This is a genomic window from Kaistia soli DSM 19436 (assembly GCF_900129325.1).
GTDB lineage: Bacteria > Pseudomonadota > Alphaproteobacteria > Rhizobiales > Kaistiaceae > Kaistia > Kaistia soli.
The window spans coordinates 590,154-602,995 of record NZ_FQUP01000002.1; the positions used below are offsets into that span (position 1 = coordinate 590,154).

12 protein-coding genes are annotated in these 12,842 nt (G+C 65.3%); 8 read left to right on the top strand and 4 right to left on the bottom strand.

Features of this window, described 5'->3' with window-relative positions:
• Positions 1-3 precede the first annotated feature (3 nt).
• Together BUB39_RS12260 and BUB39_RS12265 are read right to left on the bottom strand one after the other, a co-directional pair.
• Positions 4-3,327, bottom strand: coding sequence for a transglutaminase family protein (locus tag BUB39_RS12260; RefSeq protein WP_073053566.1), 3,324 nt, complete (start codon positions 3,325-3,327; stop codon positions 4-6).
• 110 nt (positions 3,328-3,437) lie between these two features.
• The gene (locus tag BUB39_RS12265; RefSeq protein WP_073053569.1) at positions 3,438-4,412 is read right to left on the bottom strand and encodes an isopenicillin N synthase family dioxygenase; all 975 of its coding nucleotides are present in this window, start codon (positions 4,410-4,412) and stop codon (positions 3,438-3,440) included.
• 86 nt (positions 4,413-4,498) lie between these two features.
• Between BUB39_RS12265 and BUB39_RS12270 the strand changes: the two genes are divergently transcribed.
• Complete coding sequence (locus BUB39_RS12270) at positions 4,499-5,497, top strand: acetyltransferase domain-containing protein (protein WP_175561840.1); 999 nt, start codon at positions 4,499-4,501, stop codon at positions 5,495-5,497.
• A 21-nt stretch (positions 5,498-5,518) separates the two neighbouring features.
• On the opposite strand, the gene BUB39_RS12275 is transcribed toward BUB39_RS12270, so the two are convergent.
• Together BUB39_RS12275 and BUB39_RS12280 are read right to left on the bottom strand one after the other, a co-directional pair.
• Positions 5,519-5,950 carry an RbsD/FucU family protein gene (locus BUB39_RS12275; RefSeq protein WP_073053573.1) on the bottom strand — a complete coding sequence of 144 codons (432 nt, stop codon included), beginning with the start codon at positions 5,948-5,950 and terminating at the stop codon, positions 5,519-5,521.
• 87 nt (positions 5,951-6,037) lie between these two features.
• Positions 6,038-7,012 (bottom strand): NAD-dependent epimerase/dehydratase family protein, encoded by a 975-nt coding sequence (locus BUB39_RS12280; protein WP_073053575.1) that lies wholly within the window; start codon positions 7,010-7,012, stop codon positions 6,038-6,040.
• Positions 7,013-7,145: 133 nt separating this feature from the next.
• On the opposite strand from BUB39_RS12280, the gene BUB39_RS12285 reads away from it, so the two are divergent.
• The 7 genes from BUB39_RS12285 (at position 7,146) to BUB39_RS12315 (ending at position 12,839) form a co-directional block, all read left to right on the top strand.
• Positions 7,146-7,616, top strand: a complete 471-nt coding sequence (locus BUB39_RS12285) for an RrF2 family transcriptional regulator (RefSeq protein WP_073053578.1) — start codon at positions 7,146-7,148, stop codon at positions 7,614-7,616.
• A 102-nt stretch (positions 7,617-7,718) separates the two neighbouring features.
• The gene (locus BUB39_RS12290) at positions 7,719-8,765 is read left to right on the top strand and encodes a sulfate ABC transporter substrate-binding protein (RefSeq protein WP_084527288.1); all 1,047 of its coding nucleotides are present in this window, start codon (positions 7,719-7,721) and stop codon (positions 8,763-8,765) included.
• 33 nt (positions 8,766-8,798) lie between these two features.
• Positions 8,799-9,647: a sulfate ABC transporter permease subunit CysT gene (gene cysT / locus BUB39_RS12295; RefSeq protein WP_073053580.1), complete on the top strand. Its 849-nt coding sequence runs from the start codon at positions 8,799-8,801 to the stop codon at positions 9,645-9,647.
• Positions 9,640-10,512, top strand: a complete 873-nt coding sequence (gene cysW, locus BUB39_RS12300; protein ID WP_073053583.1) for a sulfate ABC transporter permease subunit CysW — start codon at positions 9,640-9,642, stop codon at positions 10,510-10,512. The genes cysT and cysW overlap by 8 nt, the downstream gene beginning before the upstream one ends.
• Before the next feature lie 19 nt (positions 10,513-10,531).
• The gene (locus tag BUB39_RS12305) at positions 10,532-11,614 is read left to right on the top strand and encodes a sulfate/molybdate ABC transporter ATP-binding protein (RefSeq protein ID WP_073054226.1); all 1,083 of its coding nucleotides are present in this window, start codon (positions 10,532-10,534) and stop codon (positions 11,612-11,614) included.
• Between the two features lie 192 nt (positions 11,615-11,806).
• A complete protein-coding gene (locus tag BUB39_RS12310; protein ID WP_073053585.1) occupies positions 11,807-12,496 on the top strand; it encodes a D-lyxose/D-mannose family sugar isomerase in 690 nt (229 codons plus the stop codon).
• 25 nt (positions 12,497-12,521) lie between these two features.
• Entirely contained in the window at positions 12,522-12,839 is a 318-nt protein-coding gene (locus BUB39_RS12315) for a putative quinol monooxygenase (protein WP_073053587.1), read from the top strand.
• Positions 12,840-12,842: the final 3 nt, after the last annotated feature.

Below are 12,842 nucleotides of genomic sequence, written 5' to 3' on the forward strand. Positions count from 1 at the left end.
AACTCAGATCCCGGCCGGCCGACGGAGGTCGAGCGTCAGCGGGAATTCGGCCGAGATCGGTTCGACCGGCGGCATGAACGAGCCGCCGGTATGCCCGATCGATTCGAAGCGGGCGAGACGCCGCGCCTCCGCCTCATAGGAATTGACCGGGAAGGTCTCATAGTTGCGGCCGCCGGGATGCGCGACGTGGTAGACGCAGCCGCCGAGCGACCGGCCCGACCAGCTGTCGACGATGTCGAACAGCAGCGGCGCATGCACCGGAATGGTCGGATGCAGGCCGGACGCCGGCTGCCAGGCCTTGAAGCGGACGCCGGCAACGAAGCTGCCGGCCGTGCCGGCCGAGGTCATTGGCAGGCGGCGGCCATTGCAGGCGATGACATGGCGACGCGGATCGAGTCCGTCCGCCTTGACCTGCAGCCGCTCGACCGACGAATCGACATAGCGCACGGTGCCGCCGATCGCGCCCTCTTCGCCCAGCACATGCCAGGGCTCCAGCGCCTGCCGGAGTTCCAGCCGCACGCCCTGCTGCTCGACGACGCCGGAGAATGGAAAGCGGAACTCGCGCTGCGCCTCGAACCAGACGGGATCGAACGGATAGCCGGCATTGCGCAGGTCGCCGAGCACGTCGAGGAAATCGGCCCAGACAAAATGCGGCAGCATAAAGCGGTCATGCAACTGCGTGCCCCAGCGCACCAGCGAACCCTGCTGCGGCTGCTTCCAGAACCAGGAGATGAGCGCGCGCACCAGCAATTGCTGCGCAAGGCTCATCCGGTAGTCCGGGGGCATCTCGAAGGAGCGGAACTCGACAAGGCCGAGCCGGCCGGTCGGGCCGTCGGGCGAATAGAGCTTGTCGATGCAGATCTCGGCGCGATGCGTATTGCCGGTGACGTCGACAAGCAGGTTGCGGAACAGGCGGTCGACCAGCCAGGGCGGCGGCGGCGCGCCCCAGCCGGGCGGCGACACCTTCGACATCGCGATTTCGAGCTCATAGAGCGAATCGTTGCGCGCTTCGTCGATGCGCGGCGCCTGGCTCGTCGGCCCGATGAACAGGCCCGAGAACAGGAAGGACAGCGAGGGATGGCGCTGCCAGTAGGTGACGAGGCTCTTCAGGAGGTCCGGACGGCGCAGGAACGGGCTGTCCGCCGGATGCGCACCGCCGACCACGACATGGTTGCCGCCGCCGGTGCCGGTGTGGCGGCCGTCGGTCATGAACTTCTCGGTGCCGAGCCGGGCCTGCCGCGCATCTTCATAGAGATCGCGCGTGGTCGCGACGCATTGCGTCCAGTCGCCCGAGGGATGGATGTTGACCTCGATCACGCCAGGGTCCGGCGTCACCTTGATCACGTTGAGGCGCGGATCGATCGGCGGCGGATAGCCCTCGACATGTACGGGAAGTTCGAGTTCGCGCGCCGTCGCCTCGACCGAGGCCAGCAGTTCGAGATAGTCCTCGAGCCGCTCCGTTGGCGGCATGAACACGCAGAGCCGGCCGTCGCGCGGCTCGATGCTGATCGCCGTGCGCACCGCGCCGGTGCCGGTGAAATACTGAGCGATCTGTTCGGCGCGTTCCGCGTCGCGCTCGGTGCCGGGGCGCGACAGCTGCGCCGCGATTTCTTCCGGATCGGGCAGCGGCGTGTTGATCGAGCCGGGATCGGCCTGGACGATGAACGGATAGGACGAGGCCGGGACATAAGGCAGCGAGGACAGTGGCAGGCGGTAGCCGACCGGGCTGTCGCCAGGCACGAGGAAAATCCGCCCGCGGCGCAGCGGCCAACGCTCGGACGCCCAGCGGCGCTTGGCACGCGCCTGAGACTGCCAGCGCTGCACAGGCAGAACGTAGCCCGACGGATTGGACAGGCCGCGTTCGAAGACGCGGGCGATTCGGGCACGCGCCTCGGCGTCCTCCAGCTTCGAATCCGATGTCGTGACGTTGTCCGGCAGCTCGGCTTCCTTGAGGATCCAGTGGGCGGGATCCTCATAGGCGGGAATGACGAAGGTCGGCGGAATGCCGAGCCGCTCGGAGAGGTTCTCGAGCAGGGCCTTGGCGTCATCGGCCGACGCGCGTTCGGGCCGGCCCTCGGCCGCAATCCAGCGCGGATCCTGCCAGATCGGCTTGCCGTCCTTGCGCCAGTAAAGGGCGAAGGTCCAGCGCGGCAGGCTCTCGCCCGGATACCATTTGCCCTGGCCGTAATGCAGGAAGCCGCCGGGCGCGAAACGGTCGCGCAGGCGGCGGATGAGGTCGTCGGCGCGCGTCCGCTTGGTCGGGCCGACTGCGGCGGTGTTCCATTCGGCCGACTGGTAATCGTCGATCGAAACGAAGGTCGGCTCGCCGCCCATGGTCAGGCGGACATCATTGGCCTTCAAATCCTCGTCGACCTGATGGCCGAGCGCGTCCAGCGCCGCCCAGCTCTCGTCCGAGAAGGGCAGGGTGACGCGCGGCTGCTCCGCGATGCGGTCGATCCGCATCTCGAAGTCGAATTCGGTCCGCGTGTCTGGCTCGGCAACGAAGGAGCCGGTGATCGGCGCGGCCGAACGGTAATGCGGGGTCGCCGAGAGCGGCAAATGGCCTTCGCCGGTGAAAAGGCCGGATGTCGGATCCATGCCGACCCAGCCGGCGCCGGGAATATAGACCTCCGCCCAGGCATGCAGGTCGGTGAAATCGACTTCCGTGCCCGAGGGGCCGTCGAGCGCCGGCACGTCAGGCTTCAGCTGGATCAGATAGCCCGAGACGAAGCGGGCGGCGAGGCCGAGCTGGCGCAGCGCCTGGACCAGCAGCCATCCAGTGTCGCGGCACGAGCCGGACGCATTGCCGAGCGTTTCCTCGGGCGTCTGCACGCCGGGTTCCATGCGGATCAGATATTGGATGTCGCCCTGCAGGCGCTGGTTGATCGCGACCAGAAAGTCGACGATCTGCATCTTCTCGCGCGGAATGCTGGCGACGAAGGCGTCGAGCAGCGGCCCCGACGGCTCCGGCTTCAGATAGGCGGCGAGTTCCTCGGCGAGCGCCGGCTCATAGGTGAAGGGGAAGGTCTCGGCATAGGGTTCGACGAAGAAGTCGAACGGATTGTAGACCTCGAGCTCCGCGACGAGATCGATCGCGATCTCGAATTCCTGGGTCTTTTCGGGAAAGACGAAGCGCGCCTGCCAGTTGCCGTGCGGATCCTGCTGCCAGTTCACAAAGTGATTGGCCGGCTTCACCGAGAGCGAATAGCTCGGCACCTTCGTCCGGCAATGCGGCGCCGGACGCAGGCGGATGACCTGAGGCCCCAGCGCGACCGGCTTGTCGTAGCGGTAGCGGGTGACGTGGCGAAGCGCGGCGAGGATGGACATTGTTCAGCGGAACTCTCTTGGGCGGCGGCGATCGTCGCCGGACGATACACGAAGACGCAACAAACGCGCCAAAGTTGACGCGGCGCATCGGCGCGCCGCCTGAAACGGCCTCACGCCTTCACGACCGTCGAACGGAACTTGGCAGCAAGATACTCACCTGAGCCGATCGGCGGATATTTCGGGCTCTCGCCCGGCGCCAGGCAGGTCTCGATACAGGCAATGGAAGCGTCCCAGTTCGGCTGGTGGAAGAAGGCGATCGACTGACGCCGGGTCGGACGGCCAGGGTGCGGCGGCGGCACGGCAACCCTGTGCAGCGTCGACTTCCAGCGGTCATTCGTCCAGCGCTGCATCAGATCGCCGATATTGATGACGAAACTGTCGGGAATCGCCGGAACCTTGATCCAGGTGCCATCGGTGCCCATCACCTCCAGCCCGCCGGGCGAATCCTCCTGGCGGAGGATCGTCAGCGAGCCGTAGTCCGAATGGGCCCCCGCGCGAAGCTGGCCCTCGGCTGGCGGTTCGTCGACCTCCGGATAGTTGAGAAGCCGCAGCGCGCTCGCCTCCTGATCGATGAAGTGGTCGAAATAGCTTTCGGGCAGGTCGAGCGCGAGGGCAAAGAGCCGCATGATTCGGCCAGCGAGTTCCGACATCGCCTCATAGTAGCCCATCGCCGCGCGGCGGAAGCCATCGCCCTCGAACGGCCAGGGATTGGCGGAAAACACAAAGGCCTCGGCATCGTCGGCTGGCTTGTGGTCAAGCCGGCGGAAGGCTGAGGGTCCGAGCGAGAACGTCTCCTTGAGATCGGCCGGCCGCGCATTGCCGAGGGAAGCGGCCAGCGTCTCGCCCTTGACGGGGCTGTAGCCGTAGGGATAGCCGGGATAGGGCATCGCCGCGGCGAGCTTCTCCGCGAGCGGGCGATCGAAAAAGGCGCGCGCCGCCTGCCATCCGGTTTCGATCGCCTGGGAGTCGGCGCCATGCCCGGTCACGAGGAAGAATCCGGTATCCGTGCAGGTCTGTCCGATCGCGGCAGCGACGGCGTGCTTGCCGCGGGGATCGGCGAGGTCGATGAGGGGTATCGCAGACATGGATGGTTCCGGAGTGATCTTGATCAGCGAGACAAGATTATGGGCGCAGGCGGCGCTTGGGAACTGCCAATCGACGGGGCATGCACATGAATGAGGCAGTGTTGCCGCGGCGCATTGCCCTGATCGATGTCTGGCGTGGCGTCGCGCTGATCGCGATGATGACCTATCACGGCGCCTGGGACGTTGCTTATCTGCGTCTGCTACGCTTCGATCCAGGCGGTTCGCCACCTTGGCGCATCTATGCTCACATCATCGCCGGCAGCTTCCTGTTTCTCGCCGGGGTCAGCCTGGTTCTTGCGACACGGAATGGATTTCGCGCCGGGCCCTATCTCCGCCGCCTCGCCGTCATCATCGCCGCCGCGGCGCTCGTTTCGATCGCGACCTATTTCGTCATGCCGGAGGGCTGGGTCTATTTCGGCATCCTGCACCAGATAGCGCTGGCGAGCCTGATCGCCCTGCCGTTCCTGCGCCTGCCGCCGCTCTTCACCGCGGTGGTGGCGGCGCTGGTGATCGCGCTGCCGCAATTCGTGCGCTCGGATGTCTTCGCGGCGCCCTGGTTCTGGTGGGTCGGGCTGGCGCCGATCGCGAAAACTTCGTTCGACTATGTCCCGGTCTTCCCGTGGACGGGCGTCGTCCTGGCAGGCGTCGCCGCGGCGAAATTCGGCGTTGCCGCCGGCCTCGACATTCGCCTTCAGCGCTGGCAGCCGGCAAACCGACTGACGCGGCTGCTCGCCTTCGGCGGCCGGCACAGCCTCGCCGTCTATCTGATTCACCAGCCGATCATCTATGGCGTGCTGTTTCTCGCCGCGCAGCTTCTCGTGCCCAATGCGGCGATCGATGGCGCGCGGGCCGATTGCGCTGATCGCTGCATCGAGCAGCGCGGCGACACGGTCGGCTGCCATGCCTATTGCCGCTGCGTCTTTGACGATCTTGCCGAGGCCGGACTGACCCAGTCGCTGCTGAAAGGCACCATGAGCGAGGCCGACAACCAGCGCCTGCGCGGCATGGCGATGACCTGCACGGCCATAACCCTGCCAAACCCGGCGCCATCTTCGCCGGAGTCCGTCCCCGCCGATGGCGGCTGACGGAATCTCCGCCGGAAAGGCCTACGGGTCGATGACGCCCATCTTGAGGATCACGTTGCCATAGAGGCGCCGCTCGCCGGTTGCGATGATGGCGAAGCTCTGCTTGGCGCGTTCATAGAAGGCGAAGCGTTCGAGCTTGGCCAGCTTGTAGCCGGGATCGCGATGGTCGATCACGTCCTGGAAAAGGGTGCAGACCGCCGGCACGGCGTCCGGCTCGCCGACCACTTCCATGCGGATAGCGGTCTCATCCGGCGCAAAACGGTCGAGCGGCATCAGCGAGAGGACGGCATCGGTAACGCGCACGGCATCGTGGCCATCCATGCGGATGAGCCGCTTCGCCATGGCGAGCGCTGGGAAATTGGCGTCGACGATGGCGATCTCGTCGCCATGGCCCATCGCACGGAGCGTGAAGAGAAGGTCCGGTCCGATGATCGGATCGATGCCGCGCAGCATGTGTTTCCCCCGGGATTGGTTGCCGGTATCGACCGACTCTGATCGTAGGCTGTGATGATCGGGCGGCGGGCGTCCGGCGTCAACCGCTCAGCGAGGGGTGCCGTTATAACCGCGATACCAGTCGACAAAGCGCGCCATCCCGGTCTCGATATCCGTTGTCGGCCGATAGCCGAACGCCGCGGCGCTGGCGCTGACATCGGCGAAGGTTTCCGCGACATCGGTGAGGCGCTGTGGACCGAGCTGGATCTCGGCGCTGCGCCCCGTCGCCTTTTCGATCGCGGCGATGAAAGCCCGCAGCGGCACCGGGTCGCTGTTGCCGAGATTGAACAGCCGCGTCTCCGCCGGGGCCGGCATGCGGTCGATCGCTCCGAGCGTCCCGGCCACGATATCGTCGATATAGGTGAAGTCGCGCTTCATCGCGCCGCCATTAAAGAGCGTGATTGGCTGTCCCTCGAGGATCGCGCGGGTAAATAGCCACGGCGCCATGTCGGGCCGGCCGAATGGGCCATAGACGGTGAAGAAGCGCAGCCCCGTCGAGGCGATGGCATGCAGATGGGCATAAGTGTGGGCGATGAGCTCGCCGGCTCGCTTGGTCGCCGCATAGAGCGAACTCGGCCGGTCGACCGCGTCAGTCTCGCGGAAGGGCAGCTCCTCGTTGAGCCCATAGACGGACGAGGACGATGCATAGACGACATGGCGCAGCTTCGGCAGCCTGCGCGCCGCCTCGAACATCACCACCTGCCCGGTGACATTGGTCTCGGTATAGGCGAGCGGGTTTTCCAGCGAATAGGCGACGCCCGCCTGCGCGGCGAGATGGACGACGACATCGATATCCGCATGGGTCGTCGCCAGCCGCTCCATCGCCGTCATATCGGCGACGCTGGCCTCGACAAAGTCGAAGCCGTGCCGGGCCTTCAATCTGTCGAGCCGCGCGTGCTTCAACTGCGGGTCGTAATAGGCGTTGAGGTTGTCGACGCCGATCACGCTGTCGCCGCGCGAAAGCAGCGCCTCCGAAACGTGATATCCGATGAATCCGGCGGCGCCGGTGACAAGCAGCTTCATGATGTCCCGCCTTTAGCCGATTTCCGCCGCGGCACAAAGCCATGCCGCGTCCGGCCGGCGCCGTTTGCATCGGCGCCGGCATCCGCTATGACGGAATCCTCAAGACAGAGCCGCTCCCGCAGTTGGACGACGCATGATTTCGCAAAAGGCCAAATACGCGTTCAAGGCGCTGATCCATCTGGCGCGCCAGCCGAAGGGCGAGACAATCCAGATCGACGACATCGCGCGCCAGGCCGGCGTGCCGCGAAAGTTTCTCGAACACATCCTGCTCGATCTGAAGCATCGCGGCATGATCGCCAGCAGGCGCGGCCGGGCTGGCGGCTATGCGCTGATCAAGCTGCCGTCCGAGATCACGATCGGTCAGGTCCTGCGCGCCATCGACGGGCCGATCGCGCCGCTTTCCTGCATTTCCCGCACCGCCTACCAGCCCTGCGCCGATTGTCCGGACGAAGCGAGTTGCGGCGTGCGGCGCATGTTCGCGGCGCCCTATGCTGCGCAACTGGTCCTCTTCGACGCGACGACGCTGGCCGATGCGATGGATGGAGACGAGGAGGCCGGGGCTCTCGCTGATTCCGAGCCGATTTCCACCCGAGAGGGTTTTTAGGAACGATTTTCCAATCGCGGCCTCCCAAACGGCTCAGCCTTGGTTTGAAATTGTCGAGTTCCTATGTCGAGATAGGATCCTCATTGATCGAGGGAGCCACTGATGGTGCCTATCACGACCCATCTCGCGCGGCCGGTGCGCCGTCTTGCCGCCGCCGCCATTTTCGGGCTCGCGGCTGCGCTTTCGGGCGCGCCCGCCTTCGCAGACGTCACGATCCTCAATGTGAGCTACGATCCGACGCGCGAACTCTACAAGGCCTATGACGAGGCTTTCGCGGCCTACTGGAAGGAAAAGACCGGCGAGACGGTGATCGTCGACCAGTCGCATGGCGGCTCCGGCGCGCAAGCGCGGGCTGTGATCGACGGCCTCAATGCCGATGTCGTGACGCTGGCCCTCGCCGCGGATATCGATGCCGTCGTCAGCAAGAGCGGCAAAATCCCGGCCAATTGGGCGACGCTCCTGCCGGCCAATTCGACGCCTTATACCTCCACGATCGTGTTCCTGGTTCGCAAAGGCAACCCGAAGGGCATCAAGGACTGGGACGACCTCGTCAAGGACGGCATCCAGGTGGTGACGCCGAACCCGAAGACCTCGGGCGGCGCACGCTGGAACTATCTGGCAGCCTGGGCCTATGCCAATGCCAAGTTCGGCGGCGACGAGGCCAAGACGCGGGAGTTCGTCGGTAAGCTCTACAAGAACGTGCCGGTGCTCGATTCGGGGGCGCGCGGTTCGACGACGACCTTTGCCCAGCGCGGCATCGGCGACGTGCTGCTCGCCTGGGAGAACGAGGCGTTCCTCGCCATCAACGAGCTTGGTCCGGACCAGTTCGAGATCGTGACGCCGTCGCTCTCCATCAAGGCCGAACCGCCGGTCGCCCTCGTCAAGGGCAACACCGACGCCAAGGGCACCACCAAGGTCGCCGAGGCCTATCTCGAATATCTCTATAGCGACCCCGCGCAGAAGATCATCGCCAAGAACTATTATCGTCCCGAAAAGCCCGAGGCGGCCGATCCCGAGGACCTGAAGCGCTTCGCAGATCTGAAGCTCGTCACGATCGATGATCCGCAGTTCGGTGGCTGGGCCAAGGTGCAGCCGGCTCACTTCGCCGATGGCGGCATCTTCGACCAGATCTATAAACCCGGCCAGTAACGGATCGGGATCGGACCTCCAGATCGGACATTCATGACCGCAACGGCCATCTCCGCCTGGCGCAAGCCGAGCGTCATCCCGGGCTTCGGGTTGGCGCTCGGTTTCACATTGGCATATCTGTCGCTGATCGTGCTGATCCCGCTCGGCGGCCTCGTGCTCCGCACGGTCGGCATGGGCTGGCCGCAGTTCCTGGCGATCGCGCTCGATCCGCGCACGCTCGCAGCCCTCCGGCTTTCCTTCGGCGCCTCCGCGATTGCTGCGGCGGTCAATACGGTCTTCGGGCTGATCGTCGCCTGGGTGCTCGTCCGGTATGATTTTCCCGGCCGCAAGATCGTCGATGCCGTCGTCGACCTGCCATTCGCCTTGCCGACCGCGGTCGCAGGCATTGCTCTGACCGCGATCTACGCGCCGAATGGCTGGGTCGGGCAGTATGCGTCCGCCTTCGGCATCAAGATCGCCTACACCCCGGTCGGCGTCTTCATCGCGCTCGTCTTCATCGGCCTTCCTTTCGTTGTCCGGACGGTTCAGCCGGTGCTGGAAGACATGGATCGCGAAGTCGAGGAAATGGCGGCGACCCTCGGCGCGCAGCGTTGGACCACAGTCCGCCGCGTGGTGCTGCCGACGCTGGTTCCCGCGCTCTTGACCGGTTTCGCGCTCGCCTTCGCCCGGGCGGTCGGCGAATATGGCTCGGTGATCTTCATCGCCGGTAACATCCCCTATGTCTCGGAGATCGCGCCGCTGCTCATCGTCATCCGCCTGACCGAATTCAACTATGCGGCGGCGACCGCGGTGGCGAGCATCATGCTGGCGCTCTCCTTCGTGCTGCTCTTCGCCATCAACCTGCTGCAGGCCTGGAGCCGCCGGAGGCTGTCGCATGGCTGATGTCGCCGTTCCCAGCGGCGCCGTCTTCACCGGCGCCGCGACAGAGAAACGCGCCGTGCGCATCGCGCTGACAACGGTCGCGCTCGTCTTTCTCGCCATCTTCCTGCTGCTGCCGCTCGTCAGCGTCTTCTATGAGGCGTTCCGCTCGGGCTTCGGCGTGTTCCTGAAGGCGATCAGCGATCGCGACACGCTCGCCGCAGTCCGCTTGACGGTGCTGGTCGCCGCGGTGTCGGTCCCGGCCAATCTCATCTTCGGCCTCGCCGCGTCCTGGGCGATCGCCAAATACGAGTTCCGCGGCAAGAGCTTCCTGATCACGTTGATCGACCTGCCCTTCTCCGTCTCGCCGGTGACGTCCGGGCTTATCTATGTGCTGCTGTTCGGAGCGCATGGCTATCTCGGGCCGTTCCTGCAGAGCCACGGCATCCAGGTCATCTTCGCAGTGCCTGGCATCGTGCTGGCGACGATCTTCGTCACGTTCCCGTTCATCGCCCGCGAGCTGATCCCGATCATGCAGGCGCAGGGGACGCAGGACGAGGAAGCGGCGCTGTCGCTGGGTGCCAGCGGCTGGCGGGTGTTCTTCCGCGTGACACTGCCCAACGTCAAATGGGCGCTGCTCTATGGCGTCCTGCTCTGCAATGCCCGCGCCATGGGCGAGTTCGGCGCCGTCTCGGTGGTGTCGGGCCATATTCGCGGCAAGACCAACACCATGCCGCTGCAGGTCGAAATCCTTTACAACGAATATAGCTACCAGGCGGCGTTCGGCGTCGCATCGCTGCTGGCGCTGCTGGCGCTCGTGACGCTCATCATCAAGACGGTCTTGGAGTGGCGCTATGCCGAAGAGATCGCTGCCACGCGCCGCCACTGAGGTGATATCCATGAACGCGATGACAGAGTTCGCGGACGACCAGTCGATTGCGCTCGGCGCACCCGTTGGCGTGACGATCGAGAACGTCGCCAAGGATTTCGGTGATTCGCCGGCCCTGCACGGCGTCTCGCTCGACGTCCATGCCGGCGAGCTCGTGGCGCTGCTCGGCCCATCGGGCTCCGGCAAGACGACGCTGCTGCGTATCCTTGCCGGGCTCGAGGCGCCGTCGTCCGGCCGCGTGTTGTTCGGCGGCGAGGACACGCTCGGCCTGCCGGTCCAGGATCGCAATATCGGCTTCGTGTTCCAGCATTACGCGCTGTTCCGCCATATGACGGTGTTCGACAACATCGCCTTCGGGCTCACCGTGCGCCGGCGTCGCGACCGGCCGGCTTCGGCCGAGATCCGGCGGCGCGTGCTGCATCTGCTCGATCTCGTCCAGCTGTCGGGGTTCGAAAAGCGCTATCCGGCCCAGCTTTCAGGCGGTCAGCGCCAGCGCGTTGCGCTCGCGCGGGCTCTTGCCATCGAGCCGCGTCTTCTGCTGCTCGACGAGCCCTTCGGTGCGCTCGACGCGCAAGTGCGCCGCGATCTGCGCCGCTGGCTGCGCGAAATCCACGATCGCACCGGCCATACGACCTTCTTCGTCACGCACGACCAGGAAGAGGCGCTGGAACTCGCCGACCGCATCGTCGTGATGTCGAAGGGGCGCATCGAGCAGGTCGGCTCCGCCGACGACATCTATGACCGTCCGGCAAGCCCGTTCGTGTTCTCCTTCATCGGCGAATCCTCGCTTCTGCCGGTCGAGATCACCGATGGCACGGTGCTGGTCGATGGGGCGCCGTCGGGCCTTTCCTTCGGTGAAACCGGCACGCGCCCGGCAACGCTCGGCTTCCGTCCGCACGACGTCACGCTCGTCTCGGATGACGGCCCGGCGATCCGCGGCCGCGTCGTCGCGGAGCGCCGCCATGGTGCGCGCCGCCGCTTGGAACTGCAGGTCGGTCCAAAGCAGCTTCGGGCCGAGATCGATGTCGAGGTCGAGGCCAGCCGGGCGATCGGCAGCCTCGTGGCCTTCCAGCCCGAGCGCTGGCGAATCTTCCCGGCCTGACGGATTCTGCCTTCACCTCAAAGAACGTCTGCGCTCTAAAGCATCGGACCGAAAAGTGGGATCCGATTTTCGGAATAATCTGATGCGAAAGCAAACAACTGGATCGCCACTTGTGCGTCCGATAGGACGCTTGGCGATCGAGTTGCGCCGCCGGCGCAGAATGCTGGCAGAGGCTTGGGAGGAGACGTTCAAATGAAGCGTTCGCGGGTCAACGAGATCATGGAGCAGGCGGACGAGTTCATCCGCTCGTTCGGCTTTCTGCTCCCGCCCTTTGCCTATTGGAGCCCCGAGCAATTCAAGGTCAATCAGGCCAAGGCCAGGGGCATCATCGACGCGCGCCTCGGCTGGGACATAACGGATTTCGGTCAGCAGAAGTTCGACGAACTCGGTCTCTTCCTGTTCACCGTGCGCAACGGCAATCAGGCCGATCTCGCGACTGGTCGCGGCATGCTCTATGCCGAGAAGATCATGATCTCGCGCCAGGATCAGGTAACGCCGATGCACCGGCACCATCTGAAGGCCGAGGACATCATCAATCGCGGCGGCGGCACGCTGACGCTCGAACTGTTCATGCCGGACGCCGAAGGCAATATCGACCGCAAGGCCGACGTGCATGTGCCGACCGACGGCGTCGCCCGGACCATGCCGGCCGGCAGCAAGCTTCGTCTCGAACCGGGCGAAAGCGTCACGCTGCTGCCCGGCGTCTGGCATGCCTTCTGGGGTGAGGGCGCCGACGTGCTGATCGGCGAGGTCTCGACGGTCAATGACGACCTGACCGATAATGTCTTCGCCGAGCCGATCGGCCGTTTCGCCGCTATCGAGGAAGACGAGCCGCCGACCCATCTCCTCGTCGCCGACTACGGCATCTGGCTGAAGGATTGAGCCAGACTATCTGGAGGAGTCGGCGATGATCGTGCGAATAGCTGAACTGGAGATCGAGCCGGTCCATCTCGACCGGTACCGGATCCTGCTCGCCGAGGAGATCGAGCTATCCATCGCTCGCGAGGCAGGGGTGCTTGCCCTTCAGGCGGTATCCCTGAAGGGCGAGCCCGCCCAGATCCGCATCCTCGAAGTCTATGCGGACCAGCAGGCTTATGAGGATCATCTGCGGTCGCCGCATTTTCTCAGCTACAAGGCGGAGACCGCCGGCATGGTCCGCGCCCTGCATCTCGTCGAGACGGATCCGATCCGCCTGGCCGTGAAAGGCCAGTTGCCGGACAAATAGCGG